The sequence below is a fragment of the Xenorhabdus littoralis genome, assembly GCF_033949345.1.
In the GTDB taxonomy this organism is placed as follows: Bacteria; Pseudomonadota; Gammaproteobacteria; order Enterobacterales; family Enterobacteriaceae; genus Xenorhabdus; species Xenorhabdus littoralis.
Map to the genome: position 1 here is coordinate 45,501 of NZ_VCDP01000023.1, position 18,198 is coordinate 63,698.

Sequence of the window (18,198 nt, forward strand, 5' to 3'; positions counted from 1 at the left end):
TATCGAGTTGCAGCCAACAAAGCTGCAACTCAAAATCGATTGGATATTAATTAAAATTAAAGAATGGGTTACACCTGCTCAGGTGACTGTTCCGAATGTAAGTGCCAGTGCTTCTCTGATCCGATGTGATTGTTGCCGATATGGTTGTCCCAGAGGGATTGATAAAGCGGGCAACGATTCAGTAATTCGTCATGCGTACCGCTGTCACAAAGACCCCCATGATCCATCACCAATATTTGATCAGCGCGGGTGATCGTGCTTAGACGGTGAGCGATGACAAAGACCGTTTTATTCTGGGTAAGAGAATCAAATGCTTCTTGTATCAATCGTTCATTTTCGGGGTCCAGCGAAGCTGTTGCTTCGTCCAAAAATAAAACCGGAGACTGTTTCAGGATGGCGCGGGCAATGGCAAGGCGCTGGCGCTCACCGCCAGATAACGTACCGCCATCCACACCCAAAAATGTTTCGTAACCCTGCGGTAATGCCATAATCGTATCGTGAATATTGGCGAGGCGGGCGGCCTGTTCCAGTTCCGGCTGAGTTGCATTCGGATCACCCAAACGGAGATTATTGGCGACAGTGTCTTGGAATAGGGCTGTTTCCTGAAACACCATTGTGACGGTGTCATACAGGGCCTGAGTCTGGTAATGATGAACAGGCGCACCACCCAGACGGATTTCACCTTTATCCAGTTGATAAAAAGAGAGCAATAAATAGGCCAGCGTGGATTTACCACTGCCGCTTGGCCCCACAATGGCCGTCATACTGCCTTGCGGCGCATAAAATGAAACGTTCTGGATAGCTGGCTGGCTAGTGCCCGGATAGCTGAATGAAATATTGTCAACGGCAACATCATAGTTGGTTGGCGCAGCTAATGGCCCGGAGACTTGCGTTGCAACCGCCTCTATTTCTGCAATATGCGTTTCACCCACTTGTGTCAGGGCGGTCACATTAATCAGGGGAATGATCCCGCGTAAAGGCGTAATGGTGGCAAACAACAGCAGAATAGTGGTGAGCATCTCAGTGAGAGTCAGTGCTTCCGGTGAAAAACGCAGGGCACTGGTTAAAATGCCAACGACTACGCTGGTATCAATGATGATATAGAACAGACTTAATAACGGTATGCTGTTAAATATTCCACGTCGGAATGCGACACGTAATTGCTCAATTTCTTGATCAAAACGCTGTTCTATTGTCGTGGTTGCCGCTGCCGCACGGATAAAGGCCATGCCCTGCGCATATTCGACTATCGCTTCGGATACATCAGCCATCATGTCCGCCCGCCGACGCAGTATTTCATTGAGCTTTTTACGGATAGCGCCCAGAATGATCAATCCGACCAGTAATACCAACAGGGCACTGCCCGCCACAATCCAGTCGAACCAGAATAAAGCCAGATAGATGAGCGCCAGCATTGTGATCTGGCAGGTGATTTGTGGCGTGGTATAGGCGGACTGATTTTCCTGCCATTGCACATCTTCGGATAATGTCAGCGCTATTTTTCCGGCACTTAACCTCCGGATTGTAGCGACAGACATACTCACAAGCCGTTGTAACAAAGAGCGGCGGATTTCTATGCCCAGTCCATAAGCGGCAATGGTGAGTTTACGTAATGCACGGGACATAAAAGCGAACCGCAGCAACAGCAAGGTAACCAATAACACCAGAGTAATAAGCGGCAGCATATCGTTGCCACTGTCCTTTTGATGGATCACTTCCAGATGGGTGATAGCCCAGGCTGCGATAGCAAGTTGAGCAATAATCGCAATGGTATCAAGCTGCTTATACAATAGCCCACTGAACCAAACCCGTTGTAGTTTGGGTGAGAGATGTTGCTGGAGGCGATTAAATAATCCCATGATCATTAACTCCTGTTGCGTTATTTTCTCCTTGCCATGCTGCCCATTGCTTGGCATATGCACCTTGCTGTGCAACCAGTTCGTCATGGGTTCCCTGCTCAATGATTCGGCCTTTATCCAAAACCAGTATTTGATCCAAATGACGAATAGTTGGCAGGCGATGGGCGATCACAATCACGGTTTTATTGCGGCTTTCTTTATCGCAACTTGTTTTATCGAGACTAGTTTTATCGCGACCTGTTTTATCGAGACTTGTTTTATCGAGACATAGTGCATTGAGTGCTTGTTGCATCTCTTTTTCACATTCCGGATCGGCATAGGCAGTCGCTTCATCCAATACAAGAATGGGGGAGTTTTTCAGGATAGCGGCGGCAACAGCGATACGCTGTTTTTCTCCGACCGACAAACTGACCCCGCCGTTAAGCACGGTGTTGTAACCTTGTGGCAATCGCTGGATAAATTGGTGCGCTTGTGCTGCGGTAGCGGCGGCTTCGACTTCAGTTTGTGAAGCCTCAGGGCGGGCAAGGCGAATGTTATTGGCTATCGTATCGTTGAACAGAAATACCTGCTGGAAAACAAAAGAGATGTTATTGCGCAGGGTAGTTTCATCCATGTCACGGATATCAACTCCACCCACCGTAATTTTGCCATGTTGGGGGTCCCAGAGGCGCGCAATCAAGCTGGCTATTGTGGATTTACCCGAACCACTGGCACCGACTAAAGCCAGTGAGCTGCCGGCAGGGATAGAAAATGAGATGTTATTTAAGGCATTCTTCTGCTCATCCTGATAGGAAAAGCTGACATTATGCAAAGTAACGCTGTGATCAACCGGGCTTTTAGCGCCAGAAGCCTGACTCTGAGGAGATTGTGCCAGTTCAGGCTGGTTCATTAACCAGCGATAGCGTGTGATTAGTGCTTCTTGTTGTTGCAAACGTGTCATCACAGAGAACATGGATGAGGCAATATTGCCGAATGCCATCGCAGCCAGAATAAAGAAGGTGAATTCAAATAAAGCGATTTCTTGTCGGTTAAACAGCCAGACTGCCAATGGAAGGACAAACAACAGGTTAGCGCTGGACAGCACAAAGAAACGGCTGGATTTGACCTGCACTTTTTCAACCCAGACATCAATAATACGAGTCAGGGCGGTAAAGGCTTCTTCGGCCCTCTGTAGCGCCACATTGCCACCGGAATAGGTTTTTACCACAGGAATTGCATTGATAACTTCACCCATAGTCGAAGCAATGCGATTTTGGGCTGCGTAAAAGCGCTGGGTGGTGGTTTGAACTTTCATCTGAATATAGATGAATAATAAACAGGCAACCAACGTTGGGGCGAATGCAGCCAACGCTAACCGCCAATCGACAGCCAACATGACACTCAGGGCAATCAGCGGGCCGAACAGGGTTGCTGACATTTCTGGAATGATATGGGCAATCCCATCTTCAAGCTGTTCGACGTCATCCAACATCATTTTCTTGATTTCGGTGCTGTCGGTCTGCATGAAAAAGCCCAAGGGAACAGACTTCAACTTACTGCTGATGTGACGACGAACATCCGCCTGAACGTCAGCGGCGATCAAATGAGAAACAAATGTTGAACCACTGAAAGTCAACATAGCGGCAAAGGTAAAGATTAATAACATGACGCCGTAACTTAATAACGAGTCATATTTTCCGTCATAGATAGATTGGGTAATCAGCCCGGCAATTGCTGCCGGTAGGATTTGCAGGCCAGCGGAAACAATGGCAAGCGCAATCGCAACGTAACTCAGTGCGCGGTATGGGCGCATCATATCCCACAGTGTTTTAAGGACACCCGCATCCGCAGCACGTTGTTCTGGCGAATTCTGTACAGAAGAATCATGACTGAGCATGTATGTTCTCCTTTTGGAAATCACGACGCTTGTATAATACCCAGAGCAGGCCGGCGAGAGTGAAGAGCGAGGCAAGAGCGAAAAGGGAAGCGTAGCTTACTTTGGTGACAATCAGCCCCCCCAGCATCGAACAAATGATCGCAATGCACATATCGGCGGATTGCATCAGCGCAAAATCCACACCAGATTGTGAGCTTGCCGCCAGAGACATCATCTGGGTATACAAGGCAACAAATTTGGCTGCGGTGATTAAGGTGATGAAAACGTATGCCGCTGACAACAGGGACAGGGAAGCTTCTGGTTGTTGGGACAGCCAGAAAATCCCCGCCAATACCATACATTCAAGCAACATGAAGCCCAGCAATGCCTGAATGGCTCCTGATTTACGCACAATGATGCCGCCGAGCAGGACACCGGATAATCCGGCTAACGCACCGCCACTGGCAGCAATGATACCAAGTTGGGTTAAATCTACTCCGCGATCGATTAAAAACGTAGAAAGCATACCGAGTGACAGGCGTGTGCCAATCATACACAGCAGGATTAAAATCAGTGCCTGTTTAACCGATGAACGGCGCAAGGCATTTTTCAGGGAAGGGGTTACCGTGGCTTTTGATTCATCCGGTACTTTCTTTCCCTGCGCGTCACGGATAAACAAAATAGGCAGTGACATTAATAGAATCACGATGGCTAACATGCCTGCACCAATGTGCCAGCCATATTGTGAGATAAGATATAAAAACAGGCCACTGCCGATAATGGCCCCCATATAACCGCCCCCGACCTGCATGACATTGCTCCAGGGACGATGCTGTGGTGGCAATCGGTCGATAGCATGACCATCTGTGGTGGTATCTATTATGGTCAGGCAGAATGTCATCAGAAACAGAGCCGCGATAATCAGCGGCATATGTTCGGCAGGTTCAGCCAGTGCCATTGAACAGAAAAGTAATGCAATCAGCAGATTGCCGCAGAGTATGATGCGGCGGGGGATACTATCCCCCGAACCGGATTTACGATAGCGTTCTACAGCGGGTGCCCAGAGGAATTTGCATGCCCAAGGCAACATCAACAGATAAAGCAGCCCTATCTTATCGGGAGTAACACCATGGCTGCGTAGGAATGCAGGCATGCTTTGTAACGTTAACATCCCAATGGTACTTTGGATGGTGTAAACACCTGCCAACGTCAGAAGCAGTAATGGGATATGACGAGGTTGTGAGCGATTGTGCGTCATAGTGCAATGCTCACATCCAACCCTACATTCAATCCCTTGCTTATCATACTGAGGGTATTGTTTTGTTGCTGGAAACCAGAAACGCGGTACTTTTTATTACCCAGATTTTCGCCATAAAGTTTGACATTAATGCCATGGGCCATTTCCAGACTTATTGATGCGTCGTAAAGAGTATATGCCCCTTGTACGAGGGTATTGGCTTCATTAAAGTAGCTTTTTGAATAGTGTCGCGCACCGGCATTTAAATAGAGATTTCCGGGCAACCATGTCTGATTGATAAGATAGTCAACACTTGCATTGAGCATGATATCCGGCGCATAAGGCAGGCGCTTGCCGTTATAACTGACGCCGGTTATTGTATCGGTTGCATCAGTGAAATTTGATTTACCTACATTACCGCCGAGAGAAAGTCTCAGCCCTTGTATTGGCTTGATCTGACTGCTTAGCTCGATACCTTTACTTTCTGCTTTACCTGCGTTGTGAATGGATTGCATGGCAACAGGTCCGACATAGATCTGCTTGTCTTTGGAGAGAATGTAATAAACAGCGCTGTTTAACGTGATTGCATTATCAAGGAACGATGTATGCCAACCGAATTCATAATTGTCCGAGGTTTCTGTCTCGTAAGGCTTGCTATCATTGGCGGAAGAAACAATGTGATTGAACCCGCCGGGTTTATAACCTTTAGTCGTAGAAACATAGAAACGGGTATCAGGGGTCAGTTGCCAGCCCAGTGCTGCTTTAGGCGTAAATTCATTGCTGGAGACTTGGTTATCAAAAGCGCCGATCGCCATCATGCCAGAACGTCCGGCATAGTCTATCTGCGATTTTTCATGTGACAAACGTCCGCCAAGAGTCAGATCCCATTGCGTTGCAATCGGTAACTTAACTTCGCCAAACAAGGCCAGAGATTTTATTTTTATCGTGTTAAAGGCATTGCCATAGTAACCGGGATAGCCGCCGACATGATGTTTGCTTTTTTCATCTGAGAACCAGCCACCGAGAACACTGGTTACCCCATTTGAATAGCTGGAATTTAAACGTAATTCCTGAGTTGTCGCGTGGTGTAACTCTTTCCACTTACCCCCGACGAACTGACGGGAAATATCACGATCCTGATAGGCTGTGACACTGGTTAATACATTGCTGCCGAAATCATAGTCAGCCTTGAGTGCATAACTGTTGACCCGTCTTGTTAAATCAGGGGTAGAGCCATCGTATTCTTTCCGACGGAATTGCTCATCGGTTAAATAAAGCTCTTCATGTGAATTGAGATCTTCATGAGCAAAACTCAGTTCAGCGCTGAAAGGAGAACCTTCTGGTGCAAATGTCAGCTGTCCCTTACCCAGCCAGGTTTTGCTGGAGTCAATGTTCTTGTCACCCCGGTTTGGGACATCAATTTGTCCGGACTCTTTTACCCAACGCAGGCTGGCGCTGCCGTAAAGCAGGTCTTCGACAAGCGGTATTGATCCGCTGAAGGAACTACCTTGTTTCAACTTAGAATAATTGCCGGAAAGATTAAGCCAGGGGCCTTCTTTTGGCGAACGAGTGATGATATTGATAACCCCCGCCTGGGCATTTCCGCCATACAAAGTGCCCTGAGGGCCACGCAATAATTCTACGCGTTCTACATTGATTAATTCTTGCGTCAGAAATTGGTGATCCTGAGGAACACCATCAACATAAATCTGAATGGAAGGAGAATAGTAATCGGGTGAACTGATACCGCGAATGGTGGTTGCTGAATAGGTTCGATTACCGCGCGAACGGATTTGTAATCCGGGAAAAGCCCGCTCAAGATCCTGCACTTGGGTAATACCCGCTTGTTCAAGTTCTTCGCCGGTTTTAACCAAAATGCTGCCGTTAACTTTATTTAATTCTTCTTTTTGTTTATTAGCTGTCACAATCAAGACATCTTCTGTCGTTTCAGGCGAATGTTCCGCCCACGCAACAGGCGAAATCAGGCAACATAGGACAGACGCTTTAGCATATTTTTTTTTCATATAAGTACTCGTTAAGGTTCCTTCAAACGTAGCAGGGAGACTAACGGGAGTAGAAAAGAAGCGCTAACGGGATAGGGACAAAAGTAGCGCAATGCGCACTATTGATAATGATTATCATTAATGATAAATTGCGTTATATTTACATTAACTATCTATATAAATTAAAAGAATAACGTCCTTGATATGCACAATTTGCTGTTTTTTTGTAAAAATAGCTTTTTAAATGGTATCTGATGCTAATTTTACAGGGGATCTCATGAAGACGATCTATAGCGAGAAATTGGGAGTTTTCACTGCTGGCCATTGCAACTATGCGAATTCATCAATGGAGAAAAATGATACAATCCCTTCATTGCTCACAGAGGAATTATCTGACGGAATTCATATGAATCGGATGTATTTTGAGCTTAACAAAGATTTCACAGAACATCGTGAAGGCCCGCCGACAGTATCAATTGCTTTTATTTTGAGTGGAAAAGGAAAAATGGCAATTGAAGATGGCGATGTTTTAGATATTAATCCGGGAACAATGATATTTTTTTATTCGCCTAAGATGACTCGCGGCATGAATTTCTTTGGCAGCGGAACATGGCATATTCTCGATATCCGTTTTTCACTGAATGAAATTGAAGCTCAGGAGTTGCCATCTTTTACTCAGCTAACGGCGGGTTTTGAAAAAAATGTCAGCTACAGTGATGTCTTAATGATGGCGCGTCCTATTTATCCACCATTTATGCAGATAGTTAATCAAATAGAAGAATGTCAATTAAATGGTAGTGTCAGAAAGATCTATTTAAAAGCAAAAGCATTGGAAATACTCGCTTGTATAACAGCTCAGATTTATGATTGCCAATATAATGCGATTAATGGTTTGCAACGCCGTGCTGTTTACAACGCAATAAAAATAATTAATAGCGACTATCATTATCCTTGGACAATAAAATCGTTATCAAAAGCAGTCGGTTTGAATGAACGAAAATTAAAAGAGGGATTTCGCGCCGTTGTTTTCCGTACTTTTCATCAATATCTGGAAAACGTGCGTATGACCACGGCAGAAGAATTATTGAAAAAAGGAATGAGTGTCATTGAGGTTTCGACCGCTGTGGGTTATTCCAGCCCAAGCCATTTTTCTAAACGTTTCCGGCAACATTATTTGATCAACCCTAAAGCATGGCAGGTGAAATATGCCGTGAACCACACATTGTTGACAGAAAATAATAGGGTGAAAAGTCAGTAAAGATTACGGTGTATTCATTAATCCCAGTTACATAGTCAGATTGCATAGCGAACTATGTGACTGGGGTGTGAGTACAGCCAACAAAGTCCGGTGGCGATCAATAGCAATGATGCTGCGGACTGTCAGTCATTTTTCTGCTCATTAAATATTTCTCATATAACCATTTAATCTATAAAGTTTATAGTTTTAGTCTATCATTATAAATATATGACATCATAACCTCGGTTATTGACTGATTATGTTTCCACTGTTTCCACTGTTTCCATTAATTAGTAAATAGTAAATAGTAAAAATCATGCACAGCCACTTAAAAATTACACAAAAATATTTAATATAACAATAAGGTACTCTATTATGGAAAAGAAAGATAAAACCATTGGAATACATAACGTATTCGATTCAGATAAATCAATTCTTCCAGAAGAAAAAAATATTTATCATGGTAAGGGTTCGATTTTTCTTTCCCCAAATGAGCCTTATGTTACCTTGATGGATGACCCTGAGTTTCCTGACGATGATACAGAAGACGATACATCCCCTCACGCTTATTATTTCATTAAAGACACACATGGACGTACACTTTGCATCAATGGTAATGATTATGGGGATGGTCATTTTGAAGATGATGAAAAATCTGCTTATATGGGTTCGGAAGATTATTCTTCAACCTTTATCGTACTACAACTGCGGGATAAGAAAATTCCGGAAAACTCAATAAAAATAATAGGTGAATACAATGATAAGAAATACGCTATGTATGCCTATGACAATTCTACAGATATCGCTTCAACTGATGTATACTGGCATACGCGTAATCCCAACATGGATGATAGGCGAATATCATTCAACAAAGAGTATGTAAAAACAGAAAATGGAATAAAGCAATACAGGCTCGTTTGGAATAATCAGGGAACAGAAATGTTTTTGTTCAGTCATTCCCATGATGAATCATACGCATTGCTAACCGCAAATCATAAGAAATACAGCTTATTTACTCTGCATGCTGATTTTATTAAGGAAAGACTTATAAAACCCTTAATTCAAAAACACTGGCCGGATATCAAATTAAAGTTATTGACATTTAAGATCCTTGACCCATTCTACAAATTAGTTTCAGATGAAAAAGTAAAAAAAATATATGAAGACTCAGGGTTGAAAAATTTCGAATATAGAAGTAAATCTTTTGATTGTGATGACTTTAGTTTTGTATACAAAGCACAAGCTTCCAAAGAAGCCTATTCAAATAATGAGAGTTTTGGGTATGCAATCGGAGTGATATTCGGTTTTTTAGAAAAAAGAGCACATGCTGTTAATATATATATCAACCATGATTTAAAAGTTAAAATTATAGAGCCACAAAGTGGTAGAATAATAGAACCAGAGGATTGGATATACACACCGTTTTATATCATAATGTGAAACGGTTTGTTTTTATCTTATTTCTGGCGCTGTTTATATATTCGTTTTTATCTCTATAAACCATGCATCCACTGTCATTCAGATAGTTGCAGGCCACAAAATGTGGCTAATTAAACATGCAGCATTACTTATTGGATAACGCTTTGCCACCTCAGGACCAGCAGGGAAGAAAGCCATTTTTACGGAAACGATAAGATAAACACGGCGGTGATGCCGATTGGTTTGGCGCTGGGCTAAGCGGGGTCTATACCGATTATAAATACCTATCGATTTACTCACCAGTTTCATCGCTTCTTCAAGGTTAAAGGGTTTACAGCATAAATTGCACAATCCGAAATAGACACTATATTAATTAATGTAATTTTAAATAGAAAAATTATATTTTAACAAATAGTTACCTAGTATGACTGTGTTATTGATGATGGTGTTACTGACATTTGTGTCCGGCATTCGATGTCCATTGCCAAATAACGCTAAATTTGCCTTATCGGTTCAAGCAGAGCCTGTTCAGTTTAAGTAGAAATAGTGTAAGGAAAATGTCATGAAAGTATTGATAGCAAAAAACGAAGTGGGTTCACGATATCATAGCCACTATATCGAAAATGCGGTGCAAAGATTGGCGGATAAACTAATCGAGAAAGACGTTGATGTTGTTATTGCGGATTCTCTTGCTGATAGCTATACGATAGTTTCATCTAATGAACCGTTCGACTGCTTAATGGTCAGCTGTGCGCTGATGGATGATGATTTATATCTGAGTGTACAGCGATTGTTGAATAAGTTATTTGAGCGACAGGAAAATGTTCCCGTCTTTCTATTAAGTGATCGAGAAAAAACAGTATTTCTGCTGAATCATGAATTGTTAGAACAGTTGTCGGAATTTGCCTGGATACTGGAAGATTCGGCAGATTTTATTGCAGGCCGTGCTATTGCTGCAATACACCGTTATCGTCAACAGCTGTTACCGCCTTTAATGTCGGCTTTGATGAAATACAGTAAAACCTACGAATATTCCTGGGCTGCACCGGGACATCAAGGGGGAGTGGGGTTTAATAAAACTCCCGTTGGTCGCTTGTATCATGATTATTATGGGGAAAATCTCTTCCGTACCGATATGGGGATTGAAAGAGCCTCATTGGGTTCATTATTGGATCACTCCGGTGCATTTGGTGAAAGTGAAAGGAATGCGGCACGAGTATTTGGCGCAGATCATTCTTATTCGGTTGTAGTAGGAACATCAGGGTCTAACCGGACGATTATGCAGGCTTGCATGACCGAAGATGATGTCGTCATCATTGACCGGAATTGCCATAAATCTATTGAACAGGGTCTGATCCTGACTGGCGCGAAACCTGTCTATATGCTGCCGAGCCGTAACCGTTATGGCATCATCGGCCCTATCTATCCGCAAGAAATGCAGGCCAAGACGCTACAGAAAAAGTTGAAACAAAACCCGTTGACTAAAGGGATGGCGAACCATAAACCCGCCTATAGTGTAGTGACAAACTGCACCTATGATGGTGTTTGCTATAACGCTAAACATGTACAGGAATTGCTGGATAAAAGTGTCGATAGGATTCATTTTGATGAAGCATGGTACGGGTATGCGCGTTTTAATCCGATGTATCATGACCATTATGCGATGCGCGGAGAGCCTAAACAGCATTCCGGACCGACAGTCTTTGCCACTCACTCATCTCACAAGTTACTGAATGCGTTATCACAAGCCTCTTTTATTCATGTGCGTGACGGACGTAATCCGGTGGACTTTTCAAGATTTAATCAAGCCTACATGATGCATGCGACAACCTCTCCGCTTTATGCGATTTGTGCCTCAAACGATATTGCGGTTTCGATGATGGATGGCAATAGTGGCTATTCCCTGACTCAGGAAGTGATTGAAGAAGCGGTTGATTTTCGTCAGGCACTGGCGCGTTTGCATCGGAATTTTGGCAAAGAGGGAAGTTGGTTCTTTAAACCGTGGAATCAGGAGCAAGTCACCGATCCTGCAACGGGCAAGAAAGTTGCTTTTGAAGATGCCCCAAGAGAATTGCTGACGAAAGAGCAAAGTTGTTGGGTCATGCGTCCGGGAGACAGTTGGCACGGATTCGAAGATTTGCCTGAAAACTGGAGTATGCTCGATCCGATAAAAGTCAGCATACTGGCTCCGGGTATGGGAGCAAACGGCAAATTAGAGAAACAGGGAGTACCGGCAGCGTTGGTAACGGCATGGTTGGGCCAGCACGGTATCGTTCCCACCCGTACAACAGATTTCCAAATTATGTTCCTGTTTTCAATGGGCATTACGAAAGGGAAATGGGGGACATTGCTCAACACCTTACTGTCGTTCAAACACCATTATGATGCTAATACCCCATTGAGTAAGATTTTGCCGGATTTAGTGACTCAGCATCCAGAAATATACGGTCACTCAGGACTGAAAGATCTGGGCGATAAAATGTTCGATTATTTACGGAAGAATAATCCGGGCGAAAAGTTGAATCAGGCCTATGCGGGTCTGCCTGAGATGGCGATGACACCACGCGCCGCCTATCAAGCAATTGTGGCTAACAATGTGGAAATGGTGGCACTTGAACATCTTCCTCATCGCATTGCAGCGAATTCAATTATTCCGTATCCACCCGGTATTCCGATGTTACTTTCAGGAGAAAACTTCGGCGATAAAACGAGTCCCCAGATCGGGTATCTGCATGCACTGCAAAAATGGGATCATGAATTCCCCGGTTTTGAGCACGAAACGGAAGGTACGGAGATTATCAACGGCATTTATCATGTTATGTGTATAAAAAAGTGAAAATGGGAAGATAAATTATGGCTACAGTTTCAGAGATGAAAAAAGTCGGATTGATCCCCGTTACACTAATGGTTGCGGGTAACATCATGGGGTCGGGGGTTTTCCTGCTGCCCGCCAGTCTGGCTTCGACCGGAGGTATTGCCATTCTGGGCTGGCTGGTGACGATTATCGGAGCCGTGGGGCTGTCTATCGTATATGCCAAAATGTCATCACTGGATGACAGCCCCGGAGGCTCTTACGCTTATGCAAGACGGGCCTTTGGGCCCTTTCTGGGCTATCAGACCAACGTACTTTACTGGATGGCATGTTGGATTGGCAATATTGCGATGGTTGTCATTGGTGTCGGCTACCTGAGCTATTTTTTCCCGGTGTTGGAAGACCCAATAATTTTAACTATTACCTGTACAGCTATTTTGTGGCTATTCGTTTTTCTGAACATCATCGGGCCGAATGTCATTACCCGGGTACAGGCTGTGGCAACGACACTGGCACTGATCCCGATTGTGGCGACAGCCGTATTCGGTTGGTTCTGGTTCAGCGGAAAAACCTACATGGATGCCTGGAACGTGAGTGGATTGAATACATTCGGGGCTATTCAAAGTATTTTGAATGTGACGTTGTGGTCTTTTATTGGTGTTGAAAGTGCTTCGGTCGCTGCTGGCGTAGTTAAAAATCCCAAACGTAATGTGCCGATTGCGACCATTGGTGGTGTGCTTATCGCGGCGGTCTGTTATGTCCTGTCCAGTAGCGTAATTATGGGCATGATCCCCAATGCAGCCCTGAAAATTTCTTCTTCGCCTTTTGGCGATGCGGCCAGATTGGCACTGGGAGATACCGCAGGTGCGGTGGTCGCTTTTTGTGCTGCGGCGGGATGTCTGGGATCGCTGGGCGGCTGGACATTACTGGCCGGACAGACGGCTAAAGCTGCCGCAGATGATGGATTATTCCCGTCAATTTTTGCCAAAGTGAATAAAGCAGGAACGCCGGTTGCCGGCCTGTTGATCCTTGGTGTTCTGATGACGATTTTCCAGCTCAGCAGCATATCCCCGAATGCCGCGAAAGAGTTTGGTCTGGTGTCTTCTGTCTCTGTTATTTTTACCCTGATTCCTTATTTATATACCTGTGCGGCTTTATTGCTGATTGGTCACGGGCATTTCGGACAAGGCAAAACAAAATATATCGCCATCACCTTTGTTGCCTTTATTTATTGTATCTGGGCGGTGTTGGGAACAGGTTCAAAAGAAGTCATGTGGACGCTGATTGTCATGATGATCATCACGGCAATGTATACCTTTAACTACAACACCAAACATCCGGTAGCTTTTCCCTTAGATAAAAAAGATTGACTTCCGTTCTATCCGGAGTATCAAAAGGGGCTGGAATTCCAGCCCCTTTTTTACTTTTTATTACTTCGTCCGGTTTCACATTCATATCAATCATCGTGCCCGCGTTGGTGGTCATTTGAAGCCAGACCCTGATAAAAGCAAAGTCTCCGAATTTTATGAGCGCAACGATTGCGGAATTGTTTATGAGTTTATCCGGTCAGTGCCTATCTATGGACCAGAATAGGAGCTAACATGTTTGTACCCTCTGCTTTCCAGGCTGCAACTCGAAACTCATTGGGTATAGGTGTTAGATAACTCACAGTAAGTTGCCTGAATTTCAATATACTGGAGAAATCAGGATAACTGGGTATTTCAGTGATAGGAACGTGCATATGTACAAAACTATTTTAGTACCAGTAGATATTTCAGAAGAAGATCTAACCAACAAAGCAGTTGACTGCGCGCTTAAAATTGCCAGAGAAACAGGCGCTAAATTACATTTTTTACATGTATTGCCTATTTCATCCGCGATTATTAATGCTTATGCATTAGGCTATATGGAAATCAAAGATAAGGCGACGATCAAAGCGGAAAAAGACTTGAAAGTGCTGGCTGATTCCGTTGACCTGCCGAATGATCATATCTCCTATTCGATTGCATTTGGTTCACCAAGAGACGAAATCACTTCTATGGCGGATGAAATTGAGGCTGATTTGATTGTTATTGGTTCCAGACGACCTAATATCACCACTCATCTGTTAGGGTCTAACTCTGCGGGAGTTGTCAGATACGCAAAAACATCCGTATTAGTAGTACGATAATTATTTCCATTGGAAAATGATGGCCTGATGATTGTAATAGATTTTTTGTGGTGGATTTACGGTTGATATCCAATAACTAACTAGCAGTTGTACCCAACAGATTTCAAGTTGCAGCGCAGTGAGTAAGCAACCAACAAAGCAGCAGCCTGAAAGATGTCTGGTATATATCCGATTACAGGGGAGTATGTATGTATAACACGATTTTAGTTCCAATCGATATTTCAGAAGATCCATTAACGGATAATGCAATTAAACATGCTGAATATTTGGCAAAAATATCTAATGCAAAGGTTCACCTGTTTCACGCAGTGCCAGATATATCAAGATTTTCAGTAAGTTATAGTTATCACTATGATTTATTGAGTGCTTTTGCTAAAAAAGCGATTGCAAATTCTGAAGAGGAACTCAAAAAAGTCGTAGAAAAAATTGATCTGCCTGAAGATAGAATATCGTTCTCTGTTGCTTTCGGTTCACCACGAGACAAAGTGCTGTCGACTGCCCGTGAAGTTGAAGCAGATTTGATTATTGTCGGGTCACGTCGGCCTGATATTTCAACCCATTTATTGGGGTCAAATGCATCGGGCATTGTGGGGTATGCTAATATATCCGTTTTGGTTGTAAGATAACGGATTCTATATATCCAATGAATTTCGAGTTTCAGCCAACAAAGCAGTAACTTGCAAGATGAATTTACCAAGAACCATTATCCATTATTGGATAATGGTTCGTTTTAGTTATTGGCGTAAGTGAGAGAAAAAAGTTAGGTTAATCAGAAAACGAATTCAGAGTAATATCTAACTGTTTTTTCCCAGCGATAATAACTTGGATCTGTAAGTTGTGTTCTGAATTGTTAGTGGTAATAACAGTCACTTCTTCATCTCCTGAATATTTCTTTACAACTTCCAGCAATTCTTGCTCAAGTTGTTCAATTTTAGCGCTAATACTCATTTGTTTAAATAAATTCAGTTAATGTTTTGAATCTGATTTAATGTTATCCAAATAATCAGGGCTTAATAGTTTAATAAACGTGATGTTTTGGCTTGTGAAGTCTGAATAAAAAGAGGCTTAAAATAAATTAAGTTGTGTTAATATTAATTAATCAAAATAATGAATTGGTTTCTTAATTATCATTAAGAAAAACTTAACGAGTAATATTCGTTATTTCATTTTATTGCTTTGTCAGGCAGGATAATAACTGGAATTTGTACAAAAAGTAAATGGGTATCATTTTGAATAGTAAGATTGGTTTGTGGGCAAAATATTTTTTAGTTTTAATCACTGTATCTTTTAATGCATGGAGTGCACCAACAAATTTTGAACAAGCAAAAGTTGAGTCAAAAAAAAATGTCTATGAAGGGCAAACAAAATCAGGCATAGGTACATTGTATTGCGGGTGTGACTGGCAATGGGTTGGAAAAAGTGGTGGGCGAGTTGATTTAGCCTCTTGTGGTTATCAGGTCAGATCGCAGCAAACAAGGGCAGAACGCATTGAATGGGAACATATGGTTCCGGCTTGGGTATTTGGGCACCAGCGTCAATGCTGGCAGAAGGGTGGAAGAAAAAATTGCGTTGATACTGATCCGGTATTCCGCAAGATTGAATCGGATATGCATAATCTGGCCCCTTCGATTGGTGAGGTTAATGGTGATCGCAGTAATTTCGGTTACGGAATGGTTGCCAGAAATACACCTAATATGTACGGCGCATGTAGTAGTAAGGTGGATTTTAAATCGCGTCTTTTCGAACCGCGCAATAGAGTGAAAGGAATGGTTGCCAGAGTCTACTTTTATATGCATGACCGCTATGATCTGGCTATGTCACGTCAGCAACAACAATTAATGATGGCATGGGATCGTCAATATCCGGTTGATGAATGGGAGCGTAAAAGAGATAACCGAATCGCACGGATAATGGGGCATCATAATCCATTTGTGACTGGCAGCAAGAAATGGGAATTGGGGCACAAAAACTCAGGTCAGGGATTATCGGCACAAAGTGCTACGCCAAAGCAGAATAATCTACAAGCCGGAAATAATCAGAGAGTAAATCAAAGAAGCGCGTCAAAAACAGCGCATAATGAGAGAATTAAAGGGAATAAAAATAGTCAGATTTATCATTTTTCACATTGTTCTGGTTATAAGACGGTGGCAGATAAAAACGCAATTTATTTTCGCTCAGAAGCTGAAGCCAAAAAGGAAGGATATCATCTGGCGGGTAATTGTAAGCAATAATCGAGAAGGCAGCCTTGTTGGTTTTTCGTGATAATTGCATTGAGCATTATCAGTAAAAATTAAAAAAGTTAAAAAAAGTTAAAAAACGTTTCAGTAAAATTTAATGCTTAATCTTGTCACAAACAAAAAACTGTCATTATACTGACATCATAAGCCGCTAAATTATACCAATCAAAGCGGAAAGATGTGAGGAATGCTAATGATAGATACTGAAACTGCATTCTCGGTTAAGAACCGGCACTTGAGATCAATTTCACCAATAAAAGGTGTTGGTCTTGGTGCCGGTTTTTTTATGGGCCAATTATGAGCTTAAAAGGGAGCTCCTACCTGTTCGATATATATCCAATGGTTTTCAGGATGCAATCTGAAAGATGATGGGTATATAACTCAGTTATTCTATCGATGATAGAACACCGTAAATGTGAAATTAACGATAAGGTGTGCGACTATGGGTAGACAGAAAACAGTGACCAAATCTCGCCGTGAAGTCAGAAGAATGTTAAAGCAAGACATGAGGCAATCACGTTATCGCCACGATGATAATGTCACTTCATTGGTACAGATTGGAGGCATAGACGCTATAGGAATGGCGCGTGAGAACAGGGATACTTCAGATATATTGCCTCGAACTGAAGCTCAATACCGCTATATGCTGGCGATCAATAATAAACAATTGATTATCGCAAATGGTGAAGCCGGATGTGGTAAGACGTACATTAGTGCAGGAATGGCGGCAGATGCATTAATCTCTAAAGAGGTTGATAAAATTATTGTGACCCGTCCGGTATTGCAGGCTGAAGAAGATCTCGGTTTTCTTCCGGGGGATATGGCCGAGAAGTTTGCTCCTTATTTCCGTCCTGTTTATGACGTACTATTAAAACGTATGGGAGCTTCATTCTTACAATACAGCTTACGCCCTGAGATCGGTAAAGTAGAGATTGCACCTTTTGCATACATGCGGGGAAGAACGTTTGAAAATGCGTTTGTTATCCTCGACGAAGCACAAAATGTCACTATCAATCAAATGAAAATGTTTCTAACCCGGCTGGGTGAAAACGTAACAGTGATTGTTAATGGTGATATTAGTCAGTGTGATTTACCGGAGAGTGCGAAATCAGGGCTGGTGGATGTATTGGCGCGATTTTCTGATGATGAATTGATCAGTGTGATTCATTTTTCTCAACAAGATTGCGTCCGTTCCAAGTTATGTCAGAAAGCACTGATGGCTTATAGTTGATAGAAACACGAATAGACGCTCCCGGTTACAGAGTTAACTGGGAGCATTATTTTGCTTTGCTGATTATCCTACGCGAAATACCTCAAGCTCAATTATAAATCATCATATTATTTTATGTATTTCTTGGATTCACATATT

At 42.9% G+C, this 18,198-nt stretch carries 14 protein-coding genes; 8 read left to right on the plus strand and 6 right to left on the minus strand.

Features of this window, described 5'->3' with window-relative positions; translation table 11 throughout:
- Positions 1 to 68: 68 nt before the first annotated feature.
- Genes FE394_RS06875 through FE394_RS06890 form a run of 4 tightly spaced genes read right to left on the minus strand, consistent with a single transcriptional unit; the run spans position 69 to position 6,975 of the window.
- Positions 69 to 1,946, minus strand: a complete 1,878-nt coding sequence (locus FE394_RS06875) for an ABC transporter ATP-binding protein (RefSeq protein ID WP_319925657.1) — start codon at positions 1,944 to 1,946, stop codon at positions 69 to 71.
- Positions 1,846 to 3,735, minus strand: a complete 1,890-nt coding sequence (locus tag FE394_RS06880; protein ID WP_319925658.1) for an ABC transporter ATP-binding protein — start codon at positions 3,733 to 3,735, stop codon at positions 1,846 to 1,848. Before FE394_RS06880 ends, FE394_RS06875 begins: the two co-directional genes overlap by 101 nt.
- The gene (locus FE394_RS06885; protein WP_319925659.1) at positions 3,722 to 4,972 is read right to left on the minus strand and encodes an MFS transporter; all 1,251 of its coding nucleotides are present in this window, start codon (positions 4,970 to 4,972) and stop codon (positions 3,722 to 3,724) included. Before FE394_RS06885 ends, FE394_RS06880 begins: the two co-directional genes overlap by 14 nt.
- The gene (locus FE394_RS06890) at positions 4,969 to 6,975 is read right to left on the minus strand and encodes a TonB-dependent receptor (protein ID WP_319925660.1); all 2,007 of its coding nucleotides are present in this window, start codon (positions 6,973 to 6,975) and stop codon (positions 4,969 to 4,971) included. The genes FE394_RS06885 and FE394_RS06890 overlap by 4 nt, the downstream gene beginning before the upstream one ends.
- A gap of 256 nt (positions 6,976 to 7,231) precedes the next feature.
- On the opposite strand from FE394_RS06890, the gene FE394_RS06895 reads away from it, so the two are divergent.
- Together FE394_RS06895 and FE394_RS06900 are read left to right on the plus strand one after the other, a co-directional pair.
- Positions 7,232 to 8,212 carry a helix-turn-helix transcriptional regulator gene (locus tag FE394_RS06895; protein ID WP_319925661.1) on the plus strand — a complete coding sequence of 327 codons (981 nt, stop codon included), beginning with the start codon at positions 7,232 to 7,234 and terminating at the stop codon, positions 8,210 to 8,212.
- A gap of 354 nt (positions 8,213 to 8,566) precedes the next feature.
- The gene (locus FE394_RS06900) at positions 8,567 to 9,631 is read left to right on the plus strand and encodes a lectin MOA-related protein (protein ID WP_319925662.1); all 1,065 of its coding nucleotides are present in this window, start codon (positions 8,567 to 8,569) and stop codon (positions 9,629 to 9,631) included.
- A gap of 78 nt (positions 9,632 to 9,709) precedes the next feature.
- Here the strand turns inward: FE394_RS06900 and FE394_RS06905 are convergent, their stop codons facing one another.
- A complete protein-coding gene (locus tag FE394_RS06905; RefSeq protein WP_319925663.1) occupies positions 9,710 to 9,919 on the minus strand; it encodes a hypothetical protein in 210 nt (69 codons plus the stop codon).
- Positions 9,920 to 10,172: 253 nt separating this feature from the next.
- On the opposite strand from FE394_RS06905, the gene adiA reads away from it, so the two are divergent.
- The 4 genes from adiA to FE394_RS06925 all read left to right on the plus strand — a co-directional run bounded on the left by adiA (position 10,173) and on the right by FE394_RS06925 (position 15,218).
- The gene (gene adiA, locus FE394_RS06910; protein ID WP_319925664.1) at positions 10,173 to 12,446 is read left to right on the plus strand and encodes an arginine decarboxylase; all 2,274 of its coding nucleotides are present in this window, start codon (positions 10,173 to 10,175) and stop codon (positions 12,444 to 12,446) included.
- A gap of 17 nt (positions 12,447 to 12,463) precedes the next feature.
- Positions 12,464 to 13,792: an arginine/agmatine antiporter gene (gene adiC, locus FE394_RS06915; RefSeq protein ID WP_319925665.1), complete on the plus strand. Its 1,329-nt coding sequence runs from the start codon at positions 12,464 to 12,466 to the stop codon at positions 13,790 to 13,792.
- Positions 13,793 to 14,163: 371 nt separating this feature from the next.
- Positions 14,164 to 14,592, plus strand: coding sequence for a universal stress protein (locus tag FE394_RS06920; RefSeq protein WP_319925666.1), 429 nt, complete (start codon positions 14,164 to 14,166; stop codon positions 14,590 to 14,592).
- A 188-nt stretch (positions 14,593 to 14,780) separates the two neighbouring features.
- Positions 14,781 to 15,218, plus strand: a complete 438-nt coding sequence (locus FE394_RS06925; RefSeq protein WP_319925667.1) for a universal stress protein — start codon at positions 14,781 to 14,783, stop codon at positions 15,216 to 15,218.
- Between the two features lie 139 nt (positions 15,219 to 15,357).
- Here FE394_RS06925 and FE394_RS06930 read toward each other — a convergent pair whose 3' ends face one another.
- Positions 15,358 to 15,540 carry a hypothetical protein gene (locus FE394_RS06930; protein WP_319925668.1) on the minus strand — a complete coding sequence of 61 codons (183 nt, stop codon included), beginning with the start codon at positions 15,538 to 15,540 and terminating at the stop codon, positions 15,358 to 15,360.
- Between the two features lie 281 nt (positions 15,541 to 15,821).
- On the opposite strand from FE394_RS06930, the gene FE394_RS06935 reads away from it, so the two are divergent.
- Both FE394_RS06935 and phoH read left to right on the plus strand, forming a co-directional pair.
- The gene (locus tag FE394_RS06935; RefSeq protein ID WP_319925669.1) at positions 15,822 to 16,823 is read left to right on the plus strand and encodes an endonuclease; all 1,002 of its coding nucleotides are present in this window, start codon (positions 15,822 to 15,824) and stop codon (positions 16,821 to 16,823) included.
- Between the two features lie 448 nt (positions 16,824 to 17,271).
- Positions 17,272 to 18,060 (plus strand): phosphate starvation-inducible protein PhoH, encoded by a 789-nt coding sequence (phoH, locus tag FE394_RS06940; RefSeq protein WP_319925670.1) that lies wholly within the window; start codon positions 17,272 to 17,274, stop codon positions 18,058 to 18,060.
- Positions 18,061 to 18,198: the final 138 nt, after the last annotated feature.

Coding starts and splice junctions, on each gene's coding strand:
- FE394_RS06895 (WP_319925661.1), top strand. CDS start 7,232: ATGAAGACGATCTATAGCGAGAAATTGGGAGTTTTCACTGCTGGCCAT.
- phoH (WP_319925670.1), top strand. CDS start 17,272: ATGGGTAGACAGAAAACAGTGACCAAATCTCGCCGTGAAGTCAGAAGA.
- FE394_RS06930 (WP_319925668.1), bottom strand. CDS start 15,540: ATGAGTATTAGCGCTAAAATTGAACAACTTGAGCAAGAATTGCTGGAA.
- FE394_RS06880 (WP_319925658.1), bottom strand. CDS start 3,735: ATGCTCAGTCATGATTCTTCTGTACAGAATTCGCCAGAACAACGTGCT.
- FE394_RS06925 (WP_319925667.1), top strand. CDS start 14,781: ATGTATAACACGATTTTAGTTCCAATCGATATTTCAGAAGATCCATTA.
- adiA (WP_319925664.1), top strand. CDS start 10,173: ATGAAAGTATTGATAGCAAAAAACGAAGTGGGTTCACGATATCATAGC.
- FE394_RS06890 (WP_319925660.1), bottom strand. CDS start 6,975: ATGAAAAAAAAATATGCTAAAGCGTCTGTCCTATGTTGCCTGATTTCG.
- FE394_RS06920 (WP_319925666.1), top strand. CDS start 14,164: ATGTACAAAACTATTTTAGTACCAGTAGATATTTCAGAAGAAGATCTA.
- FE394_RS06875 (WP_319925657.1), bottom strand. CDS start 1,946: ATGACGAACTGGTTGCACAGCAAGGTGCATATGCCAAGCAATGGGCAG.
- FE394_RS06905 (WP_319925663.1), bottom strand. CDS start 9,919: ATGAAACTGGTGAGTAAATCGATAGGTATTTATAATCGGTATAGACCC.
- FE394_RS06900 (WP_319925662.1), top strand. CDS start 8,567: ATGGAAAAGAAAGATAAAACCATTGGAATACATAACGTATTCGATTCA.
- FE394_RS06885 (WP_319925659.1), bottom strand. CDS start 4,972: ATGACGCACAATCGCTCACAACCTCGTCATATCCCATTACTGCTTCTG.
- adiC (WP_319925665.1), top strand. CDS start 12,464: ATGGCTACAGTTTCAGAGATGAAAAAAGTCGGATTGATCCCCGTTACA.